The 26,143-nt window shown below is 74.3% G+C and carries 25 protein-coding genes and 1 riboswitch; of the genes, 18 read left to right on the forward strand and 7 right to left on the reverse strand.

The features are described from left to right. Positions 1 to 23: 23 nt before the first annotated feature. On the forward strand, positions 24 to 2,195 hold the full coding sequence (locus GQS52_RS23685) for a DUF3533 domain-containing protein (protein WP_182315347.1): 2,172 nt from the start codon (positions 24 to 26) through the stop codon (positions 2,193 to 2,195). 78 nt (positions 2,196 to 2,273) lie between these two features. On the opposite strand, the gene GQS52_RS23690 is transcribed toward GQS52_RS23685, so the two are convergent. Beyond that, positions 2,274 to 3,302 (reverse strand): aspartate-semialdehyde dehydrogenase, encoded by a 1,029-nt coding sequence (locus tag GQS52_RS23690; RefSeq protein ID WP_182315348.1) that lies wholly within the window; start codon positions 3,300 to 3,302, stop codon positions 2,274 to 2,276. 448 nt (positions 3,303 to 3,750) lie between these two features. Continuing rightward, positions 3,751 to 4,317: a rhodanese-like domain-containing protein gene (locus GQS52_RS23695; RefSeq protein ID WP_182315349.1), complete on the reverse strand. Its 567-nt coding sequence runs from the start codon at positions 4,315 to 4,317 to the stop codon at positions 3,751 to 3,753. Positions 4,318 to 4,406: 89 nt separating this feature from the next. Between GQS52_RS23695 and GQS52_RS23700 the strand changes: the two genes are divergently transcribed. Beyond that, on the forward strand, positions 4,407 to 4,685 hold the full coding sequence (locus GQS52_RS23700) for a metal-sensitive transcriptional regulator (protein WP_182316680.1): 279 nt from the start codon (positions 4,407 to 4,409) through the stop codon (positions 4,683 to 4,685). Between the two features lie 130 nt (positions 4,686 to 4,815). Here GQS52_RS23700 and GQS52_RS23705 read toward each other — a convergent pair whose 3' ends face one another. Next, entirely contained in the window at positions 4,816 to 5,160 is a 345-nt protein-coding gene (locus GQS52_RS23705) for a rhodanese-like domain-containing protein (protein ID WP_182315350.1), read from the reverse strand. Between GQS52_RS23705 and GQS52_RS23710 the strand changes: the two genes are divergently transcribed. Then, positions 5,159 to 5,308, forward strand: a complete 150-nt coding sequence (locus GQS52_RS23710) for a hypothetical protein (RefSeq protein ID WP_182315351.1) — start codon at positions 5,159 to 5,161, stop codon at positions 5,306 to 5,308. The genes GQS52_RS23705 and GQS52_RS23710 overlap by 2 nt on opposite strands. Here GQS52_RS23710 and GQS52_RS23715 read toward each other — a convergent pair. Then, positions 5,298 to 6,659 carry an MBL fold metallo-hydrolase gene (locus GQS52_RS23715; protein ID WP_182315353.1) on the reverse strand — a complete coding sequence of 454 codons (1,362 nt, stop codon included), beginning with the start codon at positions 6,657 to 6,659 and terminating at the stop codon, positions 5,298 to 5,300. The two genes, GQS52_RS23710 and GQS52_RS23715, sit on opposite strands and share 11 nt — an antisense overlap. A gap of 178 nt (positions 6,660 to 6,837) precedes the next feature. On the opposite strand from GQS52_RS23715, the gene GQS52_RS23720 reads away from it, so the two are divergent. From GQS52_RS23720 to GQS52_RS23735, 4 genes are all read left to right on the forward strand, one after another. Beyond that, positions 6,838 to 8,289 (forward strand): GuaB1 family IMP dehydrogenase-related protein, encoded by a 1,452-nt coding sequence (locus tag GQS52_RS23720; RefSeq protein WP_182315355.1) that lies wholly within the window; start codon positions 6,838 to 6,840, stop codon positions 8,287 to 8,289. A gap of 341 nt (positions 8,290 to 8,630) precedes the next feature. After that, positions 8,631 to 9,086, forward strand: coding sequence for an Lrp/AsnC family transcriptional regulator (locus GQS52_RS23725; RefSeq protein WP_182315357.1), 456 nt, complete (start codon positions 8,631 to 8,633; stop codon positions 9,084 to 9,086). A 138-nt stretch (positions 9,087 to 9,224) separates the two neighbouring features. Continuing rightward, positions 9,225 to 10,046, forward strand: a complete 822-nt coding sequence (locus tag GQS52_RS23730; RefSeq protein ID WP_182315359.1) for a carbon-nitrogen hydrolase family protein — start codon at positions 9,225 to 9,227, stop codon at positions 10,044 to 10,046. Between the two features lie 127 nt (positions 10,047 to 10,173). Further along, positions 10,174 to 11,877, forward strand: coding sequence for an NAD(P)/FAD-dependent oxidoreductase (locus tag GQS52_RS23735; protein ID WP_182315361.1), 1,704 nt, complete (start codon positions 10,174 to 10,176; stop codon positions 11,875 to 11,877). Here GQS52_RS23735 and GQS52_RS23740 read toward each other — a convergent pair. Next, a complete protein-coding gene (locus tag GQS52_RS23740) occupies positions 11,838 to 12,533 on the reverse strand; it encodes a DUF5995 family protein (RefSeq protein WP_275946494.1) in 696 nt (231 codons plus the stop codon). The genes GQS52_RS23735 and GQS52_RS23740 overlap by 40 nt on opposite strands. A 443-nt stretch (positions 12,534 to 12,976) precedes the next feature. On the opposite strand from GQS52_RS23740, the gene GQS52_RS23745 reads away from it, so the two are divergent. Further along, the gene (locus tag GQS52_RS23745) at positions 12,977 to 14,398 is read left to right on the forward strand and encodes a solute carrier family 23 protein (protein WP_182315363.1); all 1,422 of its coding nucleotides are present in this window, start codon (positions 12,977 to 12,979) and stop codon (positions 14,396 to 14,398) included. Between the two features lie 70 nt (positions 14,399 to 14,468). Here the strand turns inward: GQS52_RS23745 and GQS52_RS23750 are convergent, their stop codons facing one another. Further along, positions 14,469 to 15,173: a PRC-barrel domain-containing protein gene (locus tag GQS52_RS23750; protein WP_182315365.1), complete on the reverse strand. Its 705-nt coding sequence runs from the start codon at positions 15,171 to 15,173 to the stop codon at positions 14,469 to 14,471. Positions 15,174 to 15,404: 231 nt separating this feature from the next. Continuing rightward, entirely contained in the window at positions 15,405 to 17,711 is a 2,307-nt protein-coding gene (locus GQS52_RS23755; RefSeq protein ID WP_182315367.1) for a glycosyl hydrolase family 18 protein, read from the reverse strand. Between the two features lie 250 nt (positions 17,712 to 17,961). After that, positions 17,962 to 18,092: riboswitch (FMN riboswitch) on the forward strand. A gap of 147 nt (positions 18,093 to 18,239) precedes the next feature. Between GQS52_RS23755 and GQS52_RS23760 the strand changes: the two genes are divergently transcribed. The 10 genes from GQS52_RS23760 to GQS52_RS23805 all read left to right on the forward strand — a co-directional run bounded on the left by GQS52_RS23760 (position 18,240) and on the right by GQS52_RS23805 (position 26,048). Next, positions 18,240 to 18,404: a hypothetical protein gene (locus GQS52_RS23760; RefSeq protein ID WP_182315369.1), complete on the forward strand. Its 165-nt coding sequence runs from the start codon at positions 18,240 to 18,242 to the stop codon at positions 18,402 to 18,404. 1 nt (position 18,405) lies between these two features. Next, on the forward strand, positions 18,406 to 19,011 hold the full coding sequence (locus GQS52_RS23765; protein ID WP_182315371.1) for a riboflavin synthase: 606 nt from the start codon (positions 18,406 to 18,408) through the stop codon (positions 19,009 to 19,011). Further along, positions 19,008 to 19,679 carry a nicotinamide mononucleotide transporter family protein gene (locus GQS52_RS23770; protein ID WP_259370935.1) on the forward strand — a complete coding sequence of 224 codons (672 nt, stop codon included), beginning with the start codon at positions 19,008 to 19,010 and terminating at the stop codon, positions 19,677 to 19,679. Before GQS52_RS23765 ends, GQS52_RS23770 begins: the two co-directional genes overlap by 4 nt. After that, positions 19,676 to 20,965 carry a bifunctional 3,4-dihydroxy-2-butanone-4-phosphate synthase/GTP cyclohydrolase II gene (locus GQS52_RS23775; protein ID WP_275946485.1) on the forward strand — a complete coding sequence of 430 codons (1,290 nt, stop codon included), beginning with the start codon at positions 19,676 to 19,678 and terminating at the stop codon, positions 20,963 to 20,965. The genes GQS52_RS23770 and GQS52_RS23775 overlap by 4 nt, the downstream gene beginning before the upstream one ends. Before the next feature lie 85 nt (positions 20,966 to 21,050). Beyond that, a complete protein-coding gene (gene ribH / locus GQS52_RS23780) occupies positions 21,051 to 21,536 on the forward strand; it encodes a 6,7-dimethyl-8-ribityllumazine synthase (RefSeq protein ID WP_182315372.1) in 486 nt (161 codons plus the stop codon). Positions 21,537 to 21,638: 102 nt separating this feature from the next. Beyond that, positions 21,639 to 21,911, forward strand: coding sequence for a phosphoribosyl-ATP diphosphatase (locus GQS52_RS23785; RefSeq protein ID WP_182315388.1), 273 nt, complete (start codon positions 21,639 to 21,641; stop codon positions 21,909 to 21,911). A gap of 62 nt (positions 21,912 to 21,973) precedes the next feature. Beyond that, on the forward strand, positions 21,974 to 22,822 hold the full coding sequence (gene hisG / locus GQS52_RS23790; RefSeq protein WP_182315390.1) for an ATP phosphoribosyltransferase: 849 nt from the start codon (positions 21,974 to 21,976) through the stop codon (positions 22,820 to 22,822). A 151-nt stretch (positions 22,823 to 22,973) separates the two neighbouring features. Next, a complete protein-coding gene (locus GQS52_RS23795; protein WP_259370936.1) occupies positions 22,974 to 23,351 on the forward strand; it encodes a PH domain-containing protein in 378 nt (125 codons plus the stop codon). A 244-nt stretch (positions 23,352 to 23,595) separates the two neighbouring features. Next, positions 23,596 to 24,936, forward strand: coding sequence for a hemolysin family protein (locus GQS52_RS23800; RefSeq protein WP_182315392.1), 1,341 nt, complete (start codon positions 23,596 to 23,598; stop codon positions 24,934 to 24,936). Further along, the gene (locus GQS52_RS23805; RefSeq protein ID WP_182315394.1) at positions 24,933 to 26,048 is read left to right on the forward strand and encodes a hemolysin family protein; all 1,116 of its coding nucleotides are present in this window, start codon (positions 24,933 to 24,935) and stop codon (positions 26,046 to 26,048) included. The genes GQS52_RS23800 and GQS52_RS23805 overlap by 4 nt, the downstream gene beginning before the upstream one ends. Positions 26,049 to 26,143: the final 95 nt, after the last annotated feature.

Consider the following 26,143-nt stretch of genomic DNA (forward strand, 5'->3'; position numbering starts at 1 on the left):
CAACCCCCAGCCAGGAGCGATCCATGGAATCTTCCACCGTCCCCCTGAAGACCGACGAGCCCGGGGGAGGGCCGCCGCAGGAGGACCGGAAGACCCGGATCGCCCGGTACGTCTTCCTCTTTCTCATGCCCTTCATGATGGTCACGATGATGTACGCGACCTACGTGGGCACCATGCACGCCCCCGAACCGCACCGGATGCCGGTCGCCGTCGTGGGCTCGGGGCCGGCCGCGGAGGCGGTGGCCGACGCGCTGGACTCCGCGCCGGGCGACGCGCTGGACGCACGCCTGGTCCCGTCGGCCGCCGACGCGGTCGGGCTCCTGGAGGACCGCGAGGTCGCGGGTGCCCTGGAACTCCCCGCCGGCGGCTCGGACACCGCGGTGATCCGCACAGCGACGGCGGCCGGGGCCTCCCAGGCCACGACGGTCCAGAAGCTCCTCGCGCCCGTCGCCGTCGAGAACGGCTGGGCGGCCGAGGTCGAGGACGTCGCCCCGCTCCCCGAGGGCGACACGGCCGGCATCGCGGTCCTGTTCGCCGCCATGGGCATGATGCTGGCCGGGTACGTGCCGCTGAGCGTGGCCCTGATGGCGGTGCCGCACCTGCTGCCGGTCCGGCGGTTCCTGCCCGTCCTGATCGGCTGGTCGGCCCTGACCAGCACGGTCGTCTGGTGCATCCTCGGGCCGCTGGTCGGCGCGGTCGACGGCCACTACCTGCAGTTCCTGGGCGTCGGCATGCTGGCCACCGGGGCCGTCGGCCTCACGCAGCTGCTGTTCACCAAGTTCATGGGGCCGCTCGCGGTCCTGCTGGGCATGCTGCTGTGGGTCGTGCTGGGCATGCCGGCCTCCAACCTGGCCGTGCCGGTCCACACGATGCCCGGGTTCTACTCCTTCCTGCACGGCGTGCTCCCGCTGCCGGCAGCGGGCGAGGCGCTCCGGTCGCTGCTGTACTTCGACGGCCGCGGCGTCGGCGTCCACCTGCTGACGCTCGCGGCGTGGGCCGTCGCCGCCCTGCTCCTGGGCCTGCTCAAGGAACGCGCGAGCGGGGACGCGATCCCCGGCGCCCCGAAGACCGACGGCCCCGACACCCCGCTCCCCGCGCTCGCCGGCGGCCCGCCGCGCTCCAAGGGGTTCCGCTACGCCGCGGTGGCGGCCTTCCCGCTGTCCATCGTGGTGATGGTGGTGGGCCTGATGGGGGCCTCGATGCACAGGCCCGAGGTCCACGACATGCCGGTCGTCGTGGTCGGCGCCACCGCCGGGCAGGCCGAGCAGGTGGCCGCCGGGCTGGAGGAGAACCTGGGCGGCGTGCTCGACGTCGGGACGGCCGCGTCGGTGGAGGAGGCCACCGGCCTGATCGCCGACCGGGAGGCCGTCGGCGCGTACGTCCTGCCGCGGGAGAGGGGCGGCGCGGCCGTCCTGCACACCTCCTCGGCCGCCGGGGCGAGCCAGCAGAGCGCGGTGCAGGCGATCTTCCAGCAGGTCGCCGCCGGGCAGAAGGTCCGGCTGGAGACGGTCGACGTGGCGCCGCTGGCCGACACCGACACCACGGGCAGCAACAGCATGTACGTCGGCATGTCGTGGATCATGGCCGGCTTCCTGATGCTGGCCGTGCTGCGCGGCGGTGCGCCCGAGCTGAGGAGGCTGCGCCAGTTCCTGCCGCTGCTGGCCGGCTGGGCCGTCGGCATGGCCGTCTGGCTGTGGCTGCTGTTCGACGTGATCATCGGGGCGGTGGACGCCCCCGCCTGGCAGATGATCGGGTTCGGCGCCGTCACCGTCTTCTGCGTCTCCCTGGTCACCGGGGCGTTCACCCGCACCCTCGGGCTCGCCGCCGTCGTCCCGGCGATGGTGGTGCTGCTGCTGGTGGGCGTGCCCGCGTCGGGCGGAGGGATGTCGGTGTACATGGTGCCCGAGCTGTTCCGGGCACTCCGGGACGTCCTGCCGCTGCCGGCCGCGGTCGACACCGTGCGGTCGCTGGTGTACTTCGACGGCAGCGGCGTCGGCAGGAACCTCCTGACCGTCCTGGCCTGGGGGGCGGCCGGGCTGGTGCTCAACCTCCTCGTCGACCTGTGGCAGCGCCGCCGGGACGCCCGGTCCGGCACCGGGGAAGGGGAAGGGGGAGGCCGTACGGAGCCCGGAGGGGCCGGCGTCTCCGCGGGGGCCGGCGGCCCCGGCCGCGTCGAGGAGGCCCTGGCGCACTGAGCGGACCGGCCGGACGACGGGGGCCGGCGCCCCGACCCGTTCCCGGGTCGGGGCGCCGGCCCCCGCGGCGTGCTCCGGTCAGCCGCGCAGCTCGGCGGCGACCAGCTCGGCGATCTGGACGGCGTTCAGCGCGGCGCCCTTGCGCAGGTTGTCGCCGGAGGCGAACAGCGACAGGCCGTTCTCGGCGGTCTCGTCGGCGCGCAGCCGGCCGACGAAGGTCGGGTTGCGGCCGGCGGCCTGCAGCGGGGTCGGGATCTCCGACAGCTCCACGCCGGGGGCGCCGTCGAGCAGCTCGCGGGCGCGCTCGGGGGTCAGCGGGCGGGCGAAGCGGGCGTTGACCTGGAGCGAGTGGCCGGTGAAGACCGGCACGCGCACGCAGGTGCCCGACACCTTCAGCTCGGGGATGCCCAGGATCTTGCGGCTCTCGTGCCGCAGCTTCTGCTCCTCGTCCGTCTCGTTCGAGCCGTCGTCGACTACCGAGCCGGCCATCGGCAGCGCGTTGAACGCGATCGGGCGGACGTAGGTGCTCGGCTCGGGGAACTCCACGGCCTCGCCGTCGTAGGCCAGCTTCTCCGCGTCGGCGGCGACCTTGCGGACCTGCTCGGCCAGCTCGCGCACGCCGGCCAGGCCGCTGCCGGAGACCGCCTGGTAGGTGGAGACGACCAGGCCGACCAGGCCAGCCTCCTCGTGCAGCGGGCGCAGCACGGGCATGACGGCCATGGTGGTGCAGTTCGGGTTGGCGATGATGCCCTTGGGGCGGTCCGCGATCGCCTGCGGGTTGACCTCGGAGACGACCAGCGGCACCTCGGGGTCGCGGCGCCAGGCCGAGGAGTTGTCGATGACGACGGCGCCGGCGGCGGCGACCTCGGGGGCCAGCTCCTTGGAGGTGGCGCCGCCCGCGGAGAACAGCACGATGTCCAGGCCGCTGTAGTCGGCGGTCGCGGCGTCCTCGACGGTGACGTCCCCGCCCCGCCAGGGCAGGGTCCGTCCGGCGGAACGGGCGGAGGCGAACAGCCGCAGCTGCTCGACGGGGAAGTCCCGCTCCTCCAGCACCCGGAGCATCATTGCGCCCACCTGGCCGGTGGCTCCGACGATGCCGATCCTCATGCGACTCCTCATTTCGTGCGGGGGTGTCCCTGCGAGCCTCCCCGACGGGATTGCGCAGGTCCACTGAATTCTCGTGGGGGAACCGTTCAGCCCGGCTTCATCGACAGGCGGGGGCGTGCGTGCGGACCGGGGACGGCGCTGTCCTCGGTCGCCGGGAGGGCGCGCGCGCCCGACGGCGCCACTGCTACCCCGGTACACCGTACCCACACCCTGCGGAAACGCGAGGGCCGCCCGCGGCTCGCGGGGGAGGGGGCCTCTCGCCCGGGGAGGGGCCGGCCGGGTGTGGTGTACTGCACCGGCGGCCGTGGCCGCGGGGCGCCGGGAGCCCGGAAGCCGTAGGCCCGGAAGCCGGACTCCCGGAAAGGGGCGGGCCCGGCCCCACGGCCGGGGGATCGCCGTGGGACCGGACCCTGTCGGGGGGCGCGGCCGTGCCGGCCGCGCGGGCGGTTCAGCCGCGCAGCGCCGCCAGGGTCCGCTCCAGCTCCGCCGCCGCGTCGGCGGGGCGGTTGTGGGGGAGTCTGGACAGGAGGGCGGCCATGCCGCAGGTGTTGGAGACGGCGGAGAAGACCAGGCCCGCGCCGACGCCCGCCGACAGCCAGCGGGCGGCCGGCCGGCGGCGTCCGGCGACGAGGCCGGCCAGGACCAGGCTGCCCGCGGCCAGGCGCACCTGGCGCTCCATCGGCCACACGGCGCGGGCGCCTGCCGGCCGTTCGAGCTCGAAGCCCGCGCGGGCCCACGCGTCGGTGCCGCCGGTGACGGAGCGGGCGTCCAGGCCGGCCTCGTCCAGGGCCTTGCACGCGCTCTCGGAGCGGGCGCCGGAGGCGCAGACGACCGCCAGGCCGCCGCGGCCGGCCGCGGCCCGCAGGGCGGGCAGGGCGCGCTGGAGGTGCTCCAGCGGCACGTTGAGGGCTCCGGGCACGTGACCGGCCGCGTACTCGCCGGGGGTGCGCACGTCGATGACGGTGAGCCGTCCGCGCCGGGCGTGCAGCTCCTGGGCGGTCAGGGACTCGGTCATGGCGAAGCGGTGTCCTTTCGCGACGTGCGTGGCGTTGCGGTACCAGGAGGTAGAATACCCCAAGGGGTATGGAGAGGCAGGAGTGGGGCATGGAGTTGGAACTCGCCGCCGAGGAGCTCAAGGCCGTGGTGAACCGGCTGAAGCGCGCCCAGGGGCAGATCAACGGTGTGATCAACATGATCGAGGAGGGGCGTTCCTGCGACGAGGTCGTCACCCAGCTCGCGGCCGCCTCCCGGGCGCTCGACCGGGCCGGGTTCGCCATCATCGCCACCGGCCTGCAGCACTGCATGGCCGACGGCAGCGGTGAGCAGAGCGACCTGACCCAGATGCGGGCCCGCCTGGAGAAGCTCTTCCTCTCCCTGGCCTGAGCGCCGCGGCCCGGCCGCAGTGCGGCCGGGCCGACAGGAGTACGACCGCAACGCCTCGGGCCCGGCCCCCCTCGAAGGGGGGGCCGGGCCCGAGGCGTTGATTCCCGCCGTCACCGGCCGGAGGGCGGGGTCACCGGACGACCGGCAGCCCGTCCTGGGCCCACGCCTGCATCCCGCCCTCGACGTCGACGACGTCCACGCCGCGGGCGGCCAGGAGCTGCGCGGCGGTGACGGACCTGCGGCCCGAGCGGCACACGGCCACGACGGGCCGTCCCTCGCTCCCGGCCGGGAGGGGAGCCCCCTCCGACAGGCGGGAGAGCGGCAGCAGGACGGCGTCGGGCGCGTGCCCGTCGGCGAACTCCTTCTCCTCGCGCACGTCCAGCAGGACGGCCTCGCCGGCCCGGGCGCGCCGGTGCGCCTCGGCGGGGGAGACGCGGCCGACCGGGGTCTGGGCGGTGGTGCCGGGAACGGACATGGTGGTTCCTCCTCGGGTGGTGCTCCGCCGCTCCGGGAGGGACGCGGCGGGTGTGCTGCCGGTCACTGCCGACCGGTGGCTGCTGGTGCTGGTGGCGCTGGTGCTGCTGGTGGTCCTCGCGCGTTCGCGGACCGGGTTCAGCCGGTGACGGTCAGTCCCGCGGCCTGCGCCGAGTCGAAGCCGTCGTCGATCGCGACGACCGAGCGGCCCGCGGCGTCCAGGAGGGAGGCGGCGATGGCCGCGCGCATCCCGCCGGCGCAGTGCACCCACACCGTGCCTTCGGGGACCTCGGCCATCCGGCGGTGCAGCTGGTGGATCGGGATGTGCACCGACCCGGCCACGTGTCCCGAGGCGCGTTCGGCCGCGCGGCGCACGTCCAGGACGACCGGCTTCCCGCCGCGCTCGAGGGAGGCGGCCAGGGCGGCGAAGTCCGCGCGGGGGAAGGAGCGCGGCTCCCGGCCGTCGGGCGTCCAGTCGGCGGGGCCGCCGGTGGCCGCGGCGGCGGGGCGCTCGATGCCCACCCGCGCCAGCTCGCGCTGGGCCTCGGCGATCTGTCCGGGGGTCTCCGCCAGCAGGGTCACCGGCTTGCCCCACGGGATCAGCCAGGCCAGGTAGGTGGCGAGCTGCCCCTCGAGCTCGAAGTTGAACGCCCCGGCGACGTGGCCCTCGGAGAAGGCGACCCTGTTGCGCAGGTCGACGACCCATTCGCCGGCGTCCAGGCGGCGGGCGATCTCGTGCGCGTCGGCGGTCCGGGGCGGGGTCAGGTCGAGGGGGGCGGGGCCGGCGGCGTTGGCCGGGCCCATGTGGGTGTAGTAGGCGGGGATGTCGTCCAGGCCGGAGAGCAGGTCGGCCACGAAGTCGTCCACGCCCTTGAGGAGGGCCTCGTTGCTCTTCTTCTCCCGGCCGACGGTGCTGGACGCCCCGCCCTCGGCCTGCGAGGAGGAGCAGAAGCTGCCGAAGCCGTGGGTGGGCAGGACCTGCACCTCGTCCGGCAGTTCCGCCAGCCGGTGCGCGGAGGCGTGCTGGGCGCGCGCGAGCTGCTCGGTCAGCCGGGGCTCGACCAGGTCGGGCCGGCCGACGGTGCCGATCAGCAGCGATCCGCCGGTGAACGCGGCCACCGGCGCCCCGTCCTCCTGCAGCACGTAGGAGGTGTGGTGGGGGGTGTGGCCGGGGGTGGCGACCGCCCGCAGCGTGATGCCCGGTTCGACCTCGTGCACGTCGCCGTCGGCGACCGGGACGCGGTCGTAGGAGACGTCGGCCGCGGCGGGCACCAGGTAGCGGGCGCCGGTGACGCGCGCCAGCTCCAGGCCGCCGGTGACGTAGTCGTTGTGGACGTGGGTCTCCACGACCAGGGCTATGCGCACCCCGCGGCGGGCCGCGGCCGCCATCACCCGGTCGAAGTCGCGGGGCGGGTCGACGGCCACCGCCGCCGTGCGCCCGCCGGCCAGGTAGCTGTGGTTCCCCAGGCCCTCGGTGGCCAGGGTCTCGACGAAGAACATCCGATCCTCCTCAGGAAAATACCCAGGGGGGTATCTGCGTCCTGGAACACCATATACCCCTGCCCGTATTTCTCCGTCGGGACCCGCAGGACCTCGCAGGGCCCGGTGGGGCCCCGCAGGGCCCCGGCCCGCACCGCGGACCCCGTCCGCCGCCACGGCGCCTACCCGGCGTGCAAGGATGAAGTACGTGCGTTTCCTCAATGACTCCAAGCCGCCGTACGACCTCACCTACGACGACGTCTTCATGGTTCCGAGCCGCTCCGCGGTCGGCTCCCGCCAGGGCGTGGACCTCGCCGCCCCCGACGGCACCGGCACCACCGTCCCCCTCGTGGTCGCCAACATGACCGCCGTCGCCGGCCGCCGGATGGCCGAGACGGTGGCCCGCCGGGGCGGGCTGGTCGTCATCCCCCAGGACATCCCGATCGACGTGGTCACCGAGGTGATCTCCTGGGTCAAGAGCCGCGACCTGGTCCTGGACACCCCCATCGTCCTGACGCCCTCCGCCACCACCGGCGACGCGCTGTCCCTGCTGTTCAAGCGGGCGCACGGCGCCGGCGTGGTGGTCGACGACGACGGCCGCCCGGCCGGCGTGGTCACCGAGCACGACCTCACCGGCGTCGACCGCTTCACCCAGCTGTCCGAGGTCATGTCCCGCGACCTGCTGCTGCTCGACGCCGGCATCGACCCGCGCGAGGCGTTCAACCGCCTGGAGGACGCCCACCGCAGGTTCGCCCCCGCCGTCGGCCCCGACGGCCGCCTGGCCGGCATCCTCACCCGCAAGGGCGCCCTGCGCGCCACCCTCTACACCCCCGCCACCGACGCCGGCGGCCGGCTGCGCGTCGCCGCCGCCGTGGGCATCAACGGCGACGTGTCCGCCCGGGCCGCGGCGCTGCTGGAGGCCGGGGTCGACACCCTGGTCGTGGACACCGCCCACGGCCACCAGGAGCGGATGATCGAGGTCCTGGGCAGGATGCGGGCCCTGGACCCGCAGGTGCCCGTGGTGGCGGGCAACGTCGTCTCCGCCGAGGGCGTGCGCGACCTCGTCGAGGCCGGCGCCGACATCGTCAAGGTCGGGGTCGGCCCCGGCGCGATGTGCACCACCCGGATGATGACCGGCGTGGGCCGCCCCCAGTTCTCGGCCGTCCTGGAGTGCGCGGCCGAGGCGCGCAGGCTCGGGAAGCACGTCTGGGCCGACGGCGGGGTCCGCCACCCGCGGGACGTGGCCATGGCCCTGGCCGCCGGCGCGTCCAACGTGATGATCGGATCGTGGTTCGCCGGCACCTACGAGTCCCCCGGCGACCTGCAGCAGACCGCCGACGGCCGCTCCTACAAGGAGAGCTTCGGCATGGCCTCCGCCCGCGCCGTGCGCAACCGCACCGCCGACGAGTCCGCCTACGACCGGGCCCGCAAGGGGCTGTTCGAGGAGGGCATCTCCACCTCCCGGATGTTCCTGGACCCGGCCCGGCCCGGCGTGGAGGACCTGATCGACTCGATCGTCGCCGGCGTGCGCAGCGCCTGCACCTACGCCGGCGCCGGCTCCCTGGAGGAGTTCCACGAGCGCGCGGTCTTCGGCGTGCAGAGCGCGGCCGGCTACGCCGAGGGCAAGCCGCTGCACGCCAGCTGGAGCTGACCGGCGGCCGCGGCAACGATCAAGCGCACCTGCGGCGATGTCCGCAACGAATCGCCGCAGGTGCGCAAGGATCGGACGTTACCGGGCACCGCCCCCGCTGCGTAGGCTCGGTCGCCGGAAGCGGAGCTGCGGGAGCCTCGGCAGGGCGCTCCTCCCGCACGGGTGCGCGGCAGACGCACCCGCGTGCGCCGTGCACCGGCCGGCCGCGGCCCGCCCGGCCCGCACGACGCGGGCCGGGAGGGCCGCGGCCCGTGCCGTGCTCCGCCCCCCGACCGCGGCGTGCGCCGCCGCGGGACCGGCCCCCGCCGGCCCGCCCCGCAACCGAAGGTGAAGCAGTACCCGTGCCACTGAACGACCTGGACGAGCGCATCGTCCACGCACTCGCCGAGGACGCCCGGCGCTCCTACGCCGACATCGGCGCCGAGGTCGGGCTGTCCGCGCCCGCCGTCAAGCGCAGGGTGGACCGGCTGCTGGCCTCCGGGGCCATCACCGGCTTCACGGTGCGCGTGGACCCCGCGGCCCTGGGCTGGTCCACCGAGGCCTTCGTCGAGATCTACTGCCGCGGCAAGACCTCCCCCGAGGACATCCACCGCGGGCTCTCGCGCTACCCCGAGGTGGCCTCCGCCTCGACAGTCACCGGTGAGGCCGACGCGATCGTCCAGGTCTTCGCCTCCGACGTGCGGCACTTCGAGAGGGTCCTGGAGCGCATCGCGGGGGAGCCGTTCGTCGAGCGCACCAAGTCCGTCCTGGTCCTCTCCCCGCTGCTGCGCCGCTACAGCTCCGGTGCGCCCGCCTGACCGGACGCAACGAATCTCCGGAAGGGCCCGGAAAGACGCAAGGAATCCACCGTCCGCGCGCAATGTCCGGCTCTTGTAGCCACTGTGCGGCGGTCCGTAGCCTCGACGAGACCCCGGACCCCCACGACGTGAGGACCCATGACCCCGCTGCGCATCGCCATCCTGCAGAGCTCCGGGCACCCCGGTGACGTCGCGGCCAACCTCGGCGCGCTGGACGCGGCCGCCGCCCGCGCCGCGGAGTCCGGCGCCCGGCTGCTGGTGTGCCCCGAGATGTTCCTCACCGGCTACGCGATCGGCGACGCGGTGGAGCAGCTGGCCGAGGCCGCCGACGGGCCCGGCCCGGCCGCGGTCGCCGCGATCGCCGCCCGGCACGGCGTCGCCGTCGCCCACGGCTACCCCGAGCGGGACCCGGCCACCGGCGCCGTCCACAACTCCGCCCAGCTCGTCGGCCCCGACGGCCGCGTCCTGGCCGACTACCGCAAGACCCACCTCTTCGGCCCCTTCGAGACCTGGCACTTCCGGGCCGGGGACACCCCGGTGGTCACCGCGGACCTGTTCGGCCTGCGGATCGGCCTGCTGGTCTGCTACGACGTGGAGTTCCCGGAGACCGGCCGGGCGCACGCCCTCGCCGGCACCGACCTGCTGCTCGTCCCCACCGCGCTGATGCGCCCCTACGACGTGGTCCCCGAGGTCCTGCTCCCGGCGCGGGCCTTCGAGAACCAGATGTACGTCGCCTACGCCAACCGCTGCGGCCCCGAGGGCGAGTTCGACTTCGCCGGCCTGAGCTGCCTGGCCGGCCCCGACGGCACCGCCGCGGCCCGCGCCGGACGCGGCGAGGAACTCCTCGTCGCCGACGTCGACCCCGAGGTGCTGAGCGCCTCCCGCGCCCGGAACACCTACCTGAGCGACCGGCGCCCCGAGCTGTACGCCTCCCTGGTCCCGCCGGTCCGCGTCCCCTGAGGGCCCGGGGCGCCCCGGACGCGCCCCGACCCGCCGCCCCGCTCCGCGGGCGTGCGGGCCGCACGACGGCCCGCACGCCCGCGGACCCCTGCCCGTTCCCGCCGTACCCGCAAGGAGAGCCGCGCCGATGACGTCCACGGTGCCCACCGCCGTCCACGAAGCCGGGGAGCCCGCCGCCGACCGGCCCCCGGTCACCATGTTCGGCCCGGACTTCCCGTACGCCTACGACGACTACCTGGCCCACCCGGCCGGCCTCGGCTCGGTGCCCGCCACCGAGCACGGCACCGAGGTCGCGGTGATCGGCGGCGGCCTGTCCGGCGTCGTGGCCGCCTACGAGCTGATGAAGATGGGCCTGCGGCCGGTTGTCTACGAGGCCGACCGGATCGGCGGGCGGCTGCGCACCGTCGGCTTCGACGGCTGCAACGAGGACCTGACCGCCGAGATGGGCGCGATGCGCTTCCCGCCCTCCTCCACCGCCTTCTGGCACTACGCCGACCTGGTCGGCCTGGAGACCGAGCCGTTCCCCAACCCGCTCGCCCCGGACACCCCCTCCACCGTGGTCGACCTCAAGGGCGAGTCCCACTACGCCCGCACCCTGGAGGACCTGCCCGAGGTCTTCCGCCAGGTGATGGAGGCCTGGAACGCCTCCCTGGAGGGCGGCGCCCGGTTCTCCGAGATGCAGCAGGCGATCCGCGAGCGCGACGCGCAGCGCGTCCGGCGGATCTGGGCCGAACTGGTGGAGAAGCTCGACCACCAGACCTTCTACGGCTTCCTGTGCGAGTCCCCGGCCTTCAAGTCCTTCCGGCACCGGGAGATCTTCGGCCAGGTCGGCTTCGGCACCGGCGGATGGGACACCGACTTCCCCAACTCCATCCTGGAGATCCTGCGGGTGGTCTACACCGGCGCGGACGACGACCACCGCGGCATCGTCGGCGGCAGCCAGCAGCTCCCGCTGCGCCTGTGGGAGCGCGAACCGGGCAAGCTGGTGCACTGGCCGCAGGGCACCTCGCTGTCCTCCCTGCACGGCGGCGCCCCGCGCCCCGCGGTCACCCGGCTGCACCGCACCGCCGGCAACCGCGTCACGGTCACCGACGCCTCCGGCGACATCCGCACCTACCGGGCCGCCGTCTTCACCGCGCAGAGCTGGATGCTGCTCAGCAAGATCGAGTGCGACGAGTCGCTCTTCCCCGCCGACCACTGGACGGCGATAGAGCGCACCCACTACATGCAGTCCTCGAAGCTCTTCGTGCCGGTGGACCGCCCGTTCTGGAAGGACCCCGACCCCGAGACCGGCCGCGACACCATGAGCATGACGCTCACCGACCGGATGACCCGCGGCACCTACCTGCTGGACAACGGCCCGGACCGCCCCGCCGTGATCTGCCTGTCCTACACCTGGTGCGACGACTCCTCCAAGTGGCTGCCGCTGTCCGCGAAGGAGCGGATGGACGTCATGCTCGCCTCGCTGCGCGAGATCTACCCCAAGGTCGACATCCGCAGGCACGTCATCGGCAACCCGGTGACCGTCTCCTGGGAGGCCGAGCCGTACTTCATGGGCGCCTTCAAGGCGAACCTGCCCGGCCACTACCGCTACCAGCGGCGCCTGTTCACCCACTTCGTGCAGGACCGGCTGCCCGAGGACCGGCGCGGGCTGTTCCTGGCCGGCGACGACATCTCCTGGACGGCCGGCTGGGCCGAGGGCGCGGTGCAGACCGCCCTCAACGCCGTGTGGGGCGTGATGCACCACCTCGGAGGCTCCACCGACCCGTCCAACCCCGGGCCCGGCGACGTCTACGACACGATCGCCCCGGTCGAGCTGCCGGAGGACTGAGCCGGGGCCGGCGGGGTCAGCAGGAAGCGGCCGACGAGCCCGACGGCCCCGTCGGCGCACTCGGTGAACTCCGCAGCCAGGACGGGCCTGCGCCGCAGGCCCCACAGCACGCGGGACGCTGCCCAGGCCGCGTCCCGCGCCCGCTCCAGGCTCCAGGCGCCCACCAGGTGGGTCAGCGGGTCGGCCACGTCCAGCAGGTCGGGACCCGGCATCAGCTCCTCGCGCACCCGCTCCTCCAGCCCCGCCAGCACCCCGCCCACCCGCTCGTACACCGCCTCCAGCGCCTGCGGCCCGCACCCCAGCGCCCGGCAGGACTCCACCACCGCCGGAGCCAGGTCGCAGCCGATGTGCGCGTTGATCCCGGCCAGGGCGAACTGCACCGGGTGCACCCCCGGGTGGTGGCGCAGCCGGAACAGCGGCCGCCAGCCCGCCGCGGCGCGCCCGCCGGCCCCGTCCTCCTCCACGGCGGCCAGGTACCGGGCGGCGAACCGCACCACCAGCTCGGCCGCGGCCGCCGGGTCGGCGAACCCGCCCGCCGAGAGCAGGGCGCGCACCTCCTCGGTGACCGACAGGTAGACCCGGTTGAACACCGCGACCCCGTCCCGGGCCGGCAGCCCCGCACCCAGGTCCCGCATCCGCCCCGCGACGCCCTCCACCGCCTCCGCGGCGGCCCCCGCGGCCCCCGGTCCCGCCGGGACCCGCACGACCGGTACGTCCGGGCAGCGGTCGGTGCGGATCACGGGGCCTCCTGCGGCGGGGTCCGACGGCGGGAGGAGCTCCCCGCGGGCGGGCCCGTGCCCGGAGCCGCCGGCGGGGAGCCCCCTCACCGGCACTGTGCGCCCGCCGGGGGCCCGCACCCGGGCAGGGACACGCCCCGTCCCCCCGAACGGGCCACCCCCGCAAGCCCGTTGACCCGCCCGCGGCCCGGGCGCCGCACCCGGCCGCCGCGCCCGGCCGCGGCGGTCCCGGAGCGTGTCCGGCCGTGCGTGCCCTAATCGTTGCGACAGGGGCGGTTCCGTGCGCTGACCAGCGAGGACTACCGTTGTCGCGATCTGCGCCGGCGAGAGGCCGGCGGGCACGGTGAGCACAAGGAGACACGATGGGCCTCGGAGTGGGCTGGAAGCTTCACGGCGACGGGAGGAGCCCGGAGCCGGGCGCCGTCGTCCGCCCCGACGAGCGGCTGTCCTGGGGCAGGACGCTGGGCCTGGGCGCGCAGCACGTGGTGGCCATGTTCGGCGCCACCTTCGTGGCCCCCGTCCTGATGGGTCTCGACCCGAACCTGGCGGTGATGCTCTCCGGCGTCGCCACCGTCTTCTTCCTGCTGGTCACCCGGGGCAGGGTGCCCAGCTACCTCGGCAGCAGCCTGTCCTTCGTCGGCGTCGCGGCGATCATCGCGAACAACGGCGGCACGGCGGGAACGCTCACCGGCGCCCTGCTGGTGGTCGGCGTGGTGCTGTGCGCCGTCGGCCTGGCGGTGCGCTCGCTCGGCGCCCGCATCGTGCACGCGGTGCTCCCGCCCGCGGTCACCGGCGCGGTCGTGATGCTGATCGGCTTCAACCTCGCCCCCGTGGCCGCCGGGACCTACTGGCCCCAGGACCAGTGGACGGCGCTGGCGACCATGCTGTTCACCGGCTTCGCCCTGGTCGCCCTGCGCGGTTTCTGGAACCGCATCGCGATCTTCCTCGGCCTGGTCTTCGGCTACGCCCTCTCGTGGGTCCTCGACCGCACCATGGGGCAGATCCACTCCCCGGACGCCTCCGGCAAGGTCGTCGACCACTGGCGCCTGGACCTGTCGGGGGTCGCCCAGGCCGACTGGATCGGCCTGCCCACCCTGCACGCCCCCAGCTTCGAGCTGTCCGCGGTCCTGGTCGCCCTGCCCGTGGTCGTCGCCCTGATCGCGGAGAACGCCGGGCACGTCAAGGCCGTCGGCGAGATGACCGGCGACCCGCTGGACGACGAGCTCGGCACCGCCATCGCCGCCGACGGCGCCGCGACCGTGCTGTCCACCGCGGTCGGCGGCCCGGCCACCACCACCTACGCCGAGAACATCGGCGTCATGGCCGCCACCCGCGTCTACTCCACCGCCGCCTACTGGGCCGCGGCCGGTTTCGCGATCCTGTTCGGCCTGTGCCCGAAGTTCGGCGCCGTCGTCGCCGCGATCCCCGGCGGCGTCCTGGGCGGGATCACCATCATCCTCTACGGCATGATCGGCCTGCTCGGCGCGAAGATCTGGGTCGAGAACAAGGTGGACCTGGGCAACCCGATCAACCTGGTGCCGGTCGCCGCGGGCGTGATCGTCGGCATCGGCAACGTCACCCTGGAGTTCACCGACACCTTCTCGCTCAGCGGCATCGCCCTGGGCACGATCATCGTGCTCACCGGCTACCACGTGCTGCGCCGGCTGGCACCGGAGCACATGAAGGGCGAGGCGCCCCTGTTCGACGCCGTCGTCCCCGGCGGCGACGAGCCGGGCGGCGACGAGCCGGGCGGCGACACCTCCGCCCGGGGCGGCAAGGGCTGACCGTCCGCCGGGCGGGGCGCGGCCCGGCCGCGTACCGCCCGGCGGGCCCGCTTCCGGCCCGCCGCCCGGACTACCGCTTGGGCCGCCGGTGCCGGCCGCGCCCGGACGAGGGGCGCGGCCCCTCGCTCCGGGGGCCGGTGTCCTCCGTGCCCGGTGCTCCGGCGCTGCCGCTCATGCCCCGGGTGTCCTCGGGGCCGTGCAGTCCGGTGGTGTCCCGCTCCGGCAGTCCGGAGAGGTCCTCGCCCTCGTGGCCGGGAAGGTCCTTGGACCGGTCCCGGCCCGCCAGGTGCCCCCTCGGCTCGGGCTCGGCGCCCGCACCCGGCGCGGTGCCCGTGCCGCCGGTGGTGCCCGCGGCTGCGCCGGTGTCGGCGGCGCCGGCGGTGCCCGTGCCGCCCCCGGCCCGGCGGCCGAAGTCCCCGGCCCCGCCGCCCGCCCCCGCCTCCCCGGGACGGCCGGGGCCCGTCGTGGACAGCCCGTAGTACCGGTAGAGCTCCTGCTCCTCCTCGACGGAGAGGTGCCGGCCGACCTCCAGGTCGGGGGCGCCGCTGACCTTCTCCTTGAGGTAGGCCAGACGCAGCTGGTCGCCGGACATCGAGGCGCCGCGCAGCGGGACGAAGATCTCCTTGGAGCGGAACAGCCCCCTCTTCACCGTGACCCATTCGGGTGAGCCGGTGGTGTCGCTGACGAAGACCTGCTCGACCGAGCCGATCTTGTTCCCCTCGACGTCCACGGCCTTGTGGCCGATGACGTCGTCGGGGCGGATCTGGGTGCTCATCGTGCCTCCAGGATCGCTGGGGCGTCCCGCCGGCACCGGGCACACCGGGCGGAGGCGGGCTCTTCCCTTTCCGCCTGCACTATCCGGCGCACCGGCGGGCCCCGCAACCGGTGGCCGCCGGCAGGCCCGCGCAGGGGACCCGCGACGCCGCAGGGGCGCCGGCGGGCCCCCGCGCGGACCCCTGCGCGGACCCCTGCGCGGGGCCGGGCGCGGGGCCGGGCGCGAGGTGCCTCAGCAGGCCCCGAGGTCCTGCCACACACCCCACTCGCCGGTGGTCCCGGGCTCCTCGCCGCTGGTCCACCACTTGGCCCGGTACTCGCGTCCCTTCCAGGAGACGGTCTGCCCGCCGGAGTACGCGGTCGCGGCCGACCACTCGGCGGCCGTGCAGGTGCCGCCCCCGCCGCCGGTCCCGCCGTCACCGCCGGTCCCGCCTCCGCTCCCGCCGTCCCCGGGGTCCACCACGGTGGTGCCGCGGGCCAGGTCGGTGGTCAGCCCGTAGGTGGAACCGCCGAAGGAGACCGTCCAGTTCGACGGCGTCGAGGTCGGCAGGTAGTACACGAGGTCGAACTCCACCGAGGCACCGGGAGCCAGGGCCCGGTGGGAGGGCAGTTTCACGGAGGCCCGGTGGTAGTCGCCCTTCAGGCCGCCGACGTTGCCGACCGAGGAGTGGTCGCTGCGGACCACCGTCAGTCCCCACCCGGACTGGTCCTTGGCGTTGTTCGGGGCCGACGTGGCGTAGTCGAACCGGAACTCCGAGCCGCCGGGGACGGTGGTGCGGGAGTGGTTGGTGATGCGGACCTTGGGGCTGATCGGGTAGTTGGAGTCGCCCAGCGGGAAGGAGTGGAAGTCCACCGACAGGTCCAGCGACTCCTTCGGCACCGCGGTCGTGGCGCGCTGCGCGCCGTAGGGGGAGGCGGCCTTGAAGGCGTCGTACATCGCCGTGGTCAAGGTGGTGCCCGGCCCGTACTGGCCCTTGCCGCCGTTCGCGGAGGCGTCCCAGGCGTAGTCGCCGGCCAGTTCCCAGACCATGGTGCCGCCGATGCCCTTGTCCACCACGTACTTGGCCTTGGCGGCCACCGACTGCTCGTCCTCGGTGGACAGGAACACCTTCTTCTCGGCGTTCCACAGCCACGGGGCGGTCAGCGTGGCGTCGTACTTGCGGGCGTAGGTGCCCTTCAGCGCGGTGTCGGACAGCCCGTGGTCGGCCAGGTAGTCGGGCAGGACGCCCTTCTCCAGGTTCTTGGCGTGCCACATGGGGTTGGAGCCGGCCGGGGACTCCTTGCCGTTGTCGTCCAGGTCGTGCCACAGGTTGTCGATGCCGGTGGCCCCGTCGCCGCACTCGGTCAGCCCCGATCCGGCCGGGCAGGAGGTGGTCTTCGCCGTCCCCCACAGGCCGTCGGTGCCGCCGGTGACGTTCTTCCAGCCGCGGGTGTAGTACGGCAGGCCGATGTTGATCCGTCCGGCGGGCATCGACGCGCGGAAGTAGTGGTACGCCCAGTCGGTGTTGAGGTAGCCGATGCCGCCGTACTGGGAGGTGGTGTACACGCCCCACTTGGCCAGTTCGGCGTCCTTGCCGTCGTCGTACAGCGCGGCGTTGGGCCCGACGAACTCGTTCCACGCGCCGTGCAGGTCGTACGACATGACGTTGACGTAGTCCAGGTACTTGGTGACCTGGTAGGTCTCCATGCCGCGCAGCAGGTAGCCGGAGGACGGCGCGGCCACGGTGAGCAGGTAGTGGCGGCCGTCGGCGGCCCCGGCCCGGTCCAGCTTCTCGCGCAGGGTCTTCATCAGCGCCGCGTAGCCCCGGTTGAGGCCGGCGCGGCGGGCGTTGGCGACCGGCCAGTCCTTGGGGTTGCCGGCGTCCTTCATCGAGGTCGGGTACTCGTAGTCGATGTCCAGGCCGTTGAAGCCGTACTTCTTGACGAAGGCGACCGCGGAGTCGGCGAAGGTGTCGATGCCCGCCTGGTTGACCGAGCCGTCGGCGTTGGTGGCCATCGTGTAGAAGCCGCTGCTGTCGGCCCAACCGCCCACCGAGATGAGGGTCTTGACGTTCGGGTGCTGCTTCTTGAACTTGTTGAGCAGGTTGAAGTGCCCCTTGTAGGAGTACTCCGGGTCCATCTCGGCGCCGGGCGTTCCCGGCCAGGTCATGCCGGTGGCGGCGTTGTCCGCGCCGTCCGCGCCGACCGTGATCCGGTGGGAGGAGTCCACGCCGGCGAAGGCGTAGTTGACGTGGGTGACCTTGTCCCAGGGGACGTCCGGGGCCAGGTAGGCAGGCTTGCCGTCCTTGCCGGTGCGCCAGCCGGTGAAGTAGCCGATGATGCGCCGCTGGTGGTCGGCGCCCATCTTCTCGCGGCCGTCGGCGTCGTAGACCGAGCAGTAGGGGACGTTCGTCCCGGGGGTGGTGTACAGGCCGTCGGGGCGGCAGGCGCTGTGGTCGACGGCCTGGGAGGGGGAGGCGCCGGCCAGTCCGGCGGCCAGGAGGGAGAGCGCGGCCGCCGCCGCGGCCAGGGGGGCTCTCGCCCGGTTCAGGAGTCTCACGGTGGTCCTCCACGCGGGGGTCGGGACACGGAGCGGGGAACGGGTCCTGCGGTGCTCCGGACCGGGTGCGCACCCGGCCGGACGGGCCTCGGAGGTTGGCGAGAGGTTAAGTGGACTAGACCAATGAGGCCAATAGGTCTGTACCAATTCCCCTCGTGTCGCCGTCCCGCGGGTGTGAGTGACCGCACAGCGGAATGCCTGTACGGGGCCGCCCGGGTACGTGGCACACTGACCCCAGAACCAGTGACGTTCGCGCACTCCGGGGTCGGTGAAATTCCGAACCGGCGGTTACAGTCCGCGACCCGGCCGCATCCAGCGGCCGGTTGACCAGGTGAAATTCCTGGACCGACGGTTAAAGTCCGGATGGGAGGCAGTGCGCGGCGGGCGTACACGGGTCGACGCCGCCGCAGGCGGTCCGCGCGATCGCGCTCAGGACCGGCCGGCCGCTCCGTCCCCCGGCGTGCGGCATCCCCGCTCTGTCCTCGAACCACGCCCCGGAGTCCGCGCCCAGCAGCGCAGGAGGACCCGGTGGCCACCGCAGCACAAGCCGACGCCGTGCAGCACGCCGTCGTGCACACCGTGCCCGGCCCGGCCGGCACCGCGACGGTGCGGCCCGGCCCCCTCCCGCGCGTCACCGCCCGCCCGCGGACGCGCCCGGCGCCCGCCGCCGAGAACACCCCGGAGGGGAACTGACGTGTTCACCGGAATCGTCGAAGAACTGGGCGAGGTCGTCGCCGTCGAGGAACTGGCCGACTCCTCCCGGTTCAGGCTTCGCGGACCCCTCGTCACCCAGGACGCCCGGCACGGGGACTCCATCGCCGTCAACGGCGTGTGCCTGACGGTCGTCGAGACCGCGGGCGGGGAGTTCACCGCCGACGTCATGGCCGAGACGCTCGAGCGCTCCAGCCTCGGCGCGCTCCGCCCCGGCTCCCGCGTCAACCTCGAGCGCGCCATGGCGCTCGGCGGCCGGCTGGGCGGCCACATCGTCCAGGGCCACGTCGACGGCACCGGCACGGTCCTCGAACGCGTCCCCGGCGAGCAGTGGGAGGTCGTGCGGGTCTCCCTGCCCGCCGGGCTGGCCCGCTACGTGGTGGAGAAGGGCTCGATCACCGTCGACGGGGTCAGCCTCACCGTCGTCGAGGCCGGGGCCGACTCCTTCACCGTCAGCCTCATCCCGACCACCCTCGCCCTGACCACGCTGGGCCTCAAGCAGCCCGGCGACCCGGTCAACCTCGAGGCGGACGTCCTCGCCAAGCACGTCGAGCGGCTGCTCGCCCACGGGGCGGAGACCTCCCGGTGACCCTCCTCGACCTCTTCGACCGGCTCAACGGCGAGGCCTTCGCCGTCCTGGGGCAGCACGTCATCTGGTCCGACATGCTCGGCAACGCCCTGGGCCTGGCCGCCCTGGCCCTGGGCTGGCGCCGCTCGGTGTGGAGCTGGCCCGTCCAGCTGCTCTCCGGCCTCGTCCTGATCGCCGCCTACGTCGCGGCCGAACTGGGCGGCGGCGTGGGCAAGCAGCTGATCGTCATCGCCGTCGCCGTGTGGGGCTGGAACCAGTGGCGGCGCGGCGGCACCGGCAGCGGCACCGGGCGGATCGAGGTCCGCTTCGCCACCGGGCGGGAGCGGGTGCTGCTGCTGGGCGGCACCGCGGCCGGCACCCTCGCCGTCGGCACCCTGTTCACCGTGTTCCCCGTCCTGTCGTGGAACCCCTGGCCGGACGCCTACATCTTCGTCGGCACCCTGGCCGCGATGATCGCCCAGGCCCGCGGCTGGGTGGAGTTCTGGTTCGCCTGGCTCGCCGTCGACCTGGTCGGCGTCCCGCTCGCCCTCAGCAGCGGCCTGGCCTTCTCCGGCCTGGTCTACGGCATCTACTTCGTCCTGGTGCTCCTCGGCCTGCGCACCTGGTGGCTGACCACCCGCGCCCCCGCAGCGCCCACCCGGACGGTTCCGGAAGGAGCAGCAGCATGATCACCCCTCCCCGCACGCCCGTCGGCGACGACCCGGTGCTGGACCCCGTCGAGCGGGCGATCGCCGACATCGCCGCGGGCCGCCCCGTCGTGGTCGTCGACGACGCCGACCGCGAGAACGAGGGCGACCTGGTCATGGCGGCGGAGAAGGCCACCCCCGAGGTGATCGCCTTCATGATGACCGAGTGCCGCGGGCTGATCTGCGCCCCCATGGAGGGCGCCGACCTGGACCGGCTGGGCCTGCCGCAGATGGTCGACGACAACACCGAGAGCCACGGCACGGCCTTCACCGTCTCCGTCGACGCCCGCGAGGGCGCCACCACCGGCATCTCCGCCGCCGACCGGGCCCTGACCCTGCGCCTGCTCGCCGACCCGGCCACCGCCCCCGGCGACCTGGTCCGCCCGGGCCACGTCTTCCCGCTGCGCGCCCGGGAGGGCGGCGTGCTGACCCGCAACGGCCACACCGAGGCCGGCGTCGACCTCGCCCGGCTGGCCGGGCTGCGCCCGGCGGCGGTGATCTGCGAGATCGCCAACGAGGACGGCACCATGGCCCGGCTGCCCGAGCTGGTGCCCTTCGCCCGCAAGCACGGCCTGGCGATCATCTCCATCGAGGACCTGATCGCCCACCGCCGCCGCTCCGAGCCCACCGTGCGCCGCGAGGCCGCCACCCGGCTGCCCACCGCCCACGGGGACTTCCAGGCATTCGGCTACCGCAGCACCGTCGACGGCGTCGAGCACATCGCCCTGGTGGCGGGCGGGCTGGGCCCCGACGGACGGCTCGCCGACGGCGAGGACGTCCTGGTGCGCATGCACTCCGAGTGCCTGACCGGCGACGTCTTCGGCTCGCTGCGCTGCGACTGCGGACCGCAGCTCCAGGCATCACTCGAACGAGTGGCCTCCGAGGGGCGCGGCGTCGTGCTGTACCTGCGCGGCCACGAGGGCCGCGGCATCGGCCTGCTGCACAAACTGCGCGCCTACGAGCTGCAGGAGCTCGGCCACGACACGCTCGACGCCAACCTCGAACTGGGCCTGCCCGCCGACGCCCGCGACTACGCGGCCGGCGCGCAGATCCTCGCCGACCTCGGGGTCGCCTCGCTGAGGCTGATGACCAACAACCCCGACAAGAGCGCGGCGCTGGCCCGCCACGGGATCGAGGTCCTGGGCCGGGTGCCGATGCCGGTCGCCGCCGGCGAGCACAACCTGCGCTACCTGCGCACCAAGCGGGACCGGATGGGCCACGACCTGCCCTGGCTGGAGGCCGCCGCGGCGGCCCACACCGCGCAGTGACCCCGCCGGTACGGCAGGCCCCCGCCGCCGGCGGGCCGGCGGCGCACCACCAGCACCAGCACCAGCACAGCAACCGAGGAGTGACGTGAGCGGCAAGGGCGCACCCGAGCTGACCGTGAAGAACTGCGGCGACCTGCGGATCGCGGTGATCGCCGCGCAGTGGCACGAGCAGGTCATGGACGGCCTGGTCGACGGCGCCCTGCGCGCCCTGTCCGACCTGGGCATCGACGAACCCACCCTGCTGCGGGTGCCCGGCAGCTTCGAACTGCCGGTCGTGGCCAAGGCGCTGGCCGGGCGCGGCTACGACGCCGTCGTGGCCCTGGGCGTGGTGATCCGCGGCGGGACGCCGCACTTCGACTACGTCTGCCAGGGGGTGACCAACGGCCTCGTCCAGGTGTCGGTGGAGACCGGCGTGCCCGTCGGGTTCGGCGTCCTGACCTGCGACACCGAGGAGCAGGCCCTGGACCGGGCGGGCCTGCCCGGCTCCTCCGAGGACAAGGGCCACGAGGCGGTCACCGCCGCCGTGGCCACCGCCGCGGTCCTGCGCAACGTCGCCGAGCCGTGGCGCTGACGGCCGCCGCGCCGGTCCGCACCGCGCCGCGCCGGTCCGGGGTGTCCACGCCCCGGACCGGCGGCGGGTCGCGCCCGCGGAATCGGTAGGGTGAGGAGCACCATGGCTGACAAGACATTCGAGGAGCTCTTCGCCGAGCTCCAGCACAAGGCCGCCACCGGCGACCCCGCCACCTCCCGTACCGCGGAGCTCGTCGGCAAGGGCGTGCACGCCATCGGCAAGAAGGTGGTCGAGGAGGCCGCCGAGGTGTGGATGGCCGCCGAGTACGAGGGTGCCGACCGCACCGCGGAGGAGATCTCCCAGCTCCTCTACCACCTGCAGGTGATGATGGTCGCCCGGGGGATCTCCCTGGACGACGTATACGCTCATCTGTGACGAACCGCCCCGCCCCTCCACCGACACCGCACCACCACTCCCACGCGAAGGAAGCCCTCCCCATGCTGCGCATCGCCGTCCCCAACAAGGGTTCACTGTCCGAGCCTGCGTCGGCGATGCTCCATGAGGCGGGCTACCGGCAGCGCAAGGACTCCAAGGAACTGGTCCTCGTCGACTCCGACAACCAGGTCGAGTTCTTCTTCCTGCGCCCGCGCGACATCGCCGTCTACGTCGGCTCCGGCCGCCTGGACATCGGCATCACCGGGCGCGACCTGCTGCTGGACTCCGGCTCCGAGGCCGAGGAGATCCTGCAGCTCGGCTTCGCCGGCTCCACGTTCCGCTACGCCACCCGCCCGGGCACGGCCACGGACGTCAAGGAGTTCGGCGGGATGACCATCGCCACCTCCTACCCCGGCGTGGTCGCGGCGCACCTGGCGGACCACGGGGTCGAGGCCTCCGTGGTCCGGCTGGACGGCGCGGTCGAGACCGCCATCCAGCTCGGCGTCGCCGACGTCATCGCCGATGTCGTCGAGACCGGGACCACGCTGCGCAACGCGGGCCTGGAGATCATCGGCGAGCCCATCCTGCTCTCCGAGGCCGTCGTGATCCGCCGCACCGGCGCCGACCCCGAGGACCCCAAGGTCCAGCAGTTCCTGCGCCGCCTGCAGGGCGTCCTGGTCGCCCGTCGCTACGTGATGATGGACTACGACATCCGGGTGGAGAACGTGGAGGCCGCCATCGCCCTCACCCCCGGCCTGGAGTCGCCCACCGTCTCCCCGCTGCACCACGAGGGCTGGGTCGCCGTGCGCGCCATGGTCCCCAGCAAGGGCGCGCAGCAGATCATGGACGAGCTCTACGACCTCGGCGCCCGGGCCATCCTGACCACCGGCATCCACGCCTGCCGGCTCTGACCCGCACGGCGCCCAGGCGCCCCGGAACCCCCGTCCGGCGCGGGCGACCCCGCGCACCCGAGCCGTCCGAGAGTCCGATCGTGTCCTCCTCCCGGCCCCCGCCGAACTGCCCGAACTCCCCCTGGTCCTGCGGCCGAGGCGCACCCGCGCGGTGCTGCTCGGCACCGGGGTCGCGGGGCTCGTGGTCCTCACCGTGATCGCGGTCGCGCTGCCGGTCGGCGGAATGGTGGACCGCGTCTCGATCGTCGCCACGGGCCTGCTGATCCTCGGCGTCCTCGCCCTGCTCAGCAGACCCAGCGTGACGGCCGACCAGGACGGGGTCACCGTGGTCAACCTGACGACCCGGCGGCGCCTGGAGTGGGCCGAGATCGTCCGGGTCAACCTGCGCAGCGGCGACCCCTGGGCCCACCTCGACCTCGCCGACGGCACCTCCCTGCCAGCCATGGGCATCCAGCCCGGCGGCGGGCGGCAGCAGGCGGTGGAGGCGGCCCGCGCGCTGCGCGCCCTCGTCGAGGCGCACGGCGCCTGACGCGGTCCGGGGCGCTGCTCCGTTCGCGGGGGGAATCTGTCGTGCACCGGGCCGGGTTGTCTACTCTGTGAAAACGGCGCAGTACCACGCGCCCGCCCCGCAGCGACACAGCACCACCGTCCGGCCCCGCCGGGCACCCGCGGGGCCCGGAGCAACCCGAGGAGTGACACTCTCCGTCGATGGACGCATCGTCCGGTAGTACCTGCGCCACCCCGCCCGCTCATACCGGCGGGGTGGTGGCGGAATGAGCACCCCCCTGCTGCTGCTCGCAGCGGCATTCGTCCTGATCCTCGCCAACGGCTTCTTCGTGGCCGCCGAGTTCGGCCTGGTCACCGTCGACCGTCCGGCCGCCGAGCGCGCCGCGGCCCGCGGGGACCGCCGCGCCGCGACCGTCGTGGAGGTGCTGCGCAGGCTGTCGTTCCAGCTCTCCGGGACGCAGCTGGGCATCACCATCACCTCCCTGGTCGTCGGCATGCTCGCCGAGCCGGCCCTCGCCGGCGTGCTCGGCGGGCCGCTGGCGGCCACCGGCCTGCCGGCCGGGGCCGTGCCCGGCGTCGCGGTCGGCGTCGGCATGCTGGCCGCCTCCGCGGTGCAGATGGTCGTCGGCGAACTCGTCCCCAAGTACTGGGCGGTGGCCCGGCCCCTGCAGGTGGCCCGGCTCGTCGCCGGACCGCAGCGCGCCTTCTCCGCCGCGTTCGGGCCGGTCATCGCCGCCCTGAACACCACGGCCAACCGCCTGGTGCGCCTGCTGGGGGCCGAACCCACCGACGAGATGGCGTCGGCCCGCACCCCCGACGAACTGGTCTCCCTGGCCCGGCACTCCGCCCGGGCCGGCGCCCTGGAGCAGGACACCGCCGACCTGTTCGTGCGGACCCTGTCGCTGGGGCACCTGACCGCCCAGCACGTGATGACCCCCCGGGTGCGGGTCAGCGCCCTGCAGGACGGCGCCACCGCGCAGGACGTCCTCAACCTCTCCCTCGCCACCGGCCTGTCCCGCTTCCCCGTGTACCGGGAGCGGCTCGACGAGGTCGTCGGCATGGTGCACCTGAAGGACGCCCTCGCCGTCGACCCGCACCTGCGCCCGCGCACCCCCGTGGGGAGCGTCGCGGTGCCGCCGCTGCTGGTCCCGGAGACCCTGCCGGTCCAGCCCCTGCTGGGGCTGCTGCGCAGGGAGCAGCCCATCGCGGTCGTCGTCGACGAGTACGGCGGCACGGCCGGCGTGGTCACCCTGGAGGACATCGTCGAGGAGCTGGTCGGCGAGGTCCGCGACGAGCACGACGTCCACGACCCGCCCGAGCTCGCCCCGGTCCCCGCGGACGGGGACGGCCCGCCGGCCTGGGACGCCGACGGCGGCTGCCGGGTCGACCTGCTGCACGCCGCCGGCCTGCGGGTGCCCGACGGCCCCTACGGGACCGTGGCAGGCCTGGTGGCGGACCTGCTGGGCCGCATCCCCGAGCCCGGGGACACCGCCGAGCTGCCCGGTTGGCGGCTGCGGGTCGAGGAGGTCGCCCACCACCGGGCCGAGCGGGTGCGGCTGGTGCGCACCGCCGACGAGCCCGCCCCGGAGCGGGAGGCGGCCGCGTGAGCGCCCTGCAACTGCTCCTGGCCGTCGTGCTCGTCCTGGGCAACGGCTTCTTCGTCGGCGCGGAGTTCGCCCTGGTCTCGGTGCGCCGCAGCCAGATCGAGCCGCTGGCCGCCGTGCACCGCAGGGCCCGCTCGGTGCTGTACGGGCTGGAGAACCTGCCGCAGATGATGGCGGCGGCCCAGTTCGGCATCACGGTGTGCTCCCTGACGCTGGGCGCGGTCGCCGAGCCGACCGTCGCCCGCCTGCTGGAGCCGCTGCTGCACGGACTGCACGTCCCGGAGCAGCTGATCCACCCGATCGGCTACGCCGTGGCCCTGGCCGCGGTGGTCTTCCTCCACCTGGTCGTCGGCGAGATGGTGCCCAAGAACCTCGCCATGGCCGCCCCGGAGAGCACCGCCCTGCGCTTCGGCCCCGGACTGGTCGCCTTCGCACGGCTGCTCAGGCCCGTCATCGCGGTCCTGGACGGGTGCGCCAAGGCGGTGCTCGCGCTCTTCCGCGTCGAGCCGCGCGACGAGCTGGAGTCGGTGTTCACCAGCGAGGAGCTGACCCGCCTGGTCGAGGACGCGGGCGCGGCCGGGCTGCTGGGGGAGGAGGAGCGCCGCCGGCTGGAGGACGCGCTGGTCCTGGGCAGCAGGCCGGTCACCGACGTCCTGCTGGCCCCGGACGACCTGGTCACCGTCGGCACCGCGGTCACCGCCCGGGAGCTGGAGGAGCTGACGGTGCGCACGGGCTACTCCCGCTTCCCCGTGGCCGACGGCGGCTCCTTCCTGGGGTACCTGCACGTCAAGGACGTCCTCGACCTGGACGACCCCGGCGCCCCGGTGCCGGGGCGGCTGCGGCGGCCGATGACCACCCTGCGGGACGGCACGCCCCTGGACGACGCGCTGACCGCGATGCGCCGGGCCGCCACGCACATGGCCCGGGTCACCGACGGCCAGGGGCGGCTGCTGGGGCTGGTGACGCTGGAGGACGTGCTGGAGATGCTGGTGGGCGAGGTCCACGACCCGGCGCACCGCCTCTCCTCCGGTCCCGGCACGGGGCCCGCCGCCGTGCTCGCGGCCGCCCCGGCGGGCCGGGGCGGCGTCCGGCCGGCCCCTTCCGAGGGGCGGTAGGGGACACCCCGCGGACACTTCGCGGACAGTGCCGGCGCCGGTGGTGCCCCCACCGTGAACTACCCACAAGTAGTTGAGGGTTGCATGATGGGGGC

Source organism: Streptomyces sp. SCUT-3 (genome assembly GCF_014083985.1).
GTDB lineage: Bacteria > Actinomycetota > Actinomycetes > Streptomycetales > Streptomycetaceae > Streptomyces_H > Streptomyces_H thermolineatus.

What these genes read in the sequence shown, in the direction of transcription:
- GQS52_RS23750 (WP_182315365.1), bottom strand. Translation starts at nt 15,173, where the DNA reads ATGAGCACCCAGATCCGCCCCGACGACGTCATCGGCCACAAGGCCGTG.
- GQS52_RS23775 (WP_275946485.1), top strand. Translation starts at nt 19,676, where the DNA reads ATGATCACCCCTCCCCGCACGCCCGTCGGCGACGACCCGGTGCTGGAC.
- GQS52_RS23685 (WP_182315347.1), top strand. Translation starts at nt 24, where the DNA reads ATGGAATCTTCCACCGTCCCCCTGAAGACCGACGAGCCCGGGGGAGGG.
- hisG (WP_182315390.1), top strand. Translation starts at nt 21,974, where the DNA reads ATGCTGCGCATCGCCGTCCCCAACAAGGGTTCACTGTCCGAGCCTGCG.
- GQS52_RS23695 (WP_182315349.1), bottom strand. Translation starts at nt 4,317, where the DNA reads ATGACCGAGTCCCTGACCGCCCAGGAGCTGCACGCCCGGCGCGGACGG.
- GQS52_RS23730 (WP_182315359.1), top strand. Translation starts at nt 9,225, where the DNA reads ATGACCCCGCTGCGCATCGCCATCCTGCAGAGCTCCGGGCACCCCGGT.
- GQS52_RS23700 (WP_182316680.1), top strand. Translation starts at nt 4,407, where the DNA reads ATGGAGTTGGAACTCGCCGCCGAGGAGCTCAAGGCCGTGGTGAACCGG.
- GQS52_RS23710 (WP_182315351.1), top strand. Translation starts at nt 5,159, where the DNA reads ATGGTGGTTCCTCCTCGGGTGGTGCTCCGCCGCTCCGGGAGGGACGCG.
- GQS52_RS23800 (WP_182315392.1), top strand. Translation starts at nt 23,596, where the DNA reads ATGAGCACCCCCCTGCTGCTGCTCGCAGCGGCATTCGTCCTGATCCTC.
- GQS52_RS23720 (WP_182315355.1), top strand. Translation starts at nt 6,838, where the DNA reads ATGAAGTACGTGCGTTTCCTCAATGACTCCAAGCCGCCGTACGACCTC.
- GQS52_RS23705 (WP_182315350.1), bottom strand. Translation starts at nt 5,160, where the DNA reads ATGTCCGTTCCCGGCACCACCGCCCAGACCCCGGTCGGCCGCGTCTCC.
- GQS52_RS23715 (WP_182315353.1), bottom strand. Translation starts at nt 6,659, where the DNA reads ATGTTCTTCGTCGAGACCCTGGCCACCGAGGGCCTGGGGAACCACAGC.
- GQS52_RS23735 (WP_182315361.1), top strand. Translation starts at nt 10,174, where the DNA reads ATGACGTCCACGGTGCCCACCGCCGTCCACGAAGCCGGGGAGCCCGCC.
- GQS52_RS23785 (WP_182315388.1), top strand. Translation starts at nt 21,639, where the DNA reads ATGGCTGACAAGACATTCGAGGAGCTCTTCGCCGAGCTCCAGCACAAG.
- GQS52_RS23745 (WP_182315363.1), top strand. Translation starts at nt 12,977, where the DNA reads ATGGGCCTCGGAGTGGGCTGGAAGCTTCACGGCGACGGGAGGAGCCCG.
- GQS52_RS23690 (WP_182315348.1), bottom strand. Translation starts at nt 3,302, where the DNA reads ATGAGGATCGGCATCGTCGGAGCCACCGGCCAGGTGGGCGCAATGATG.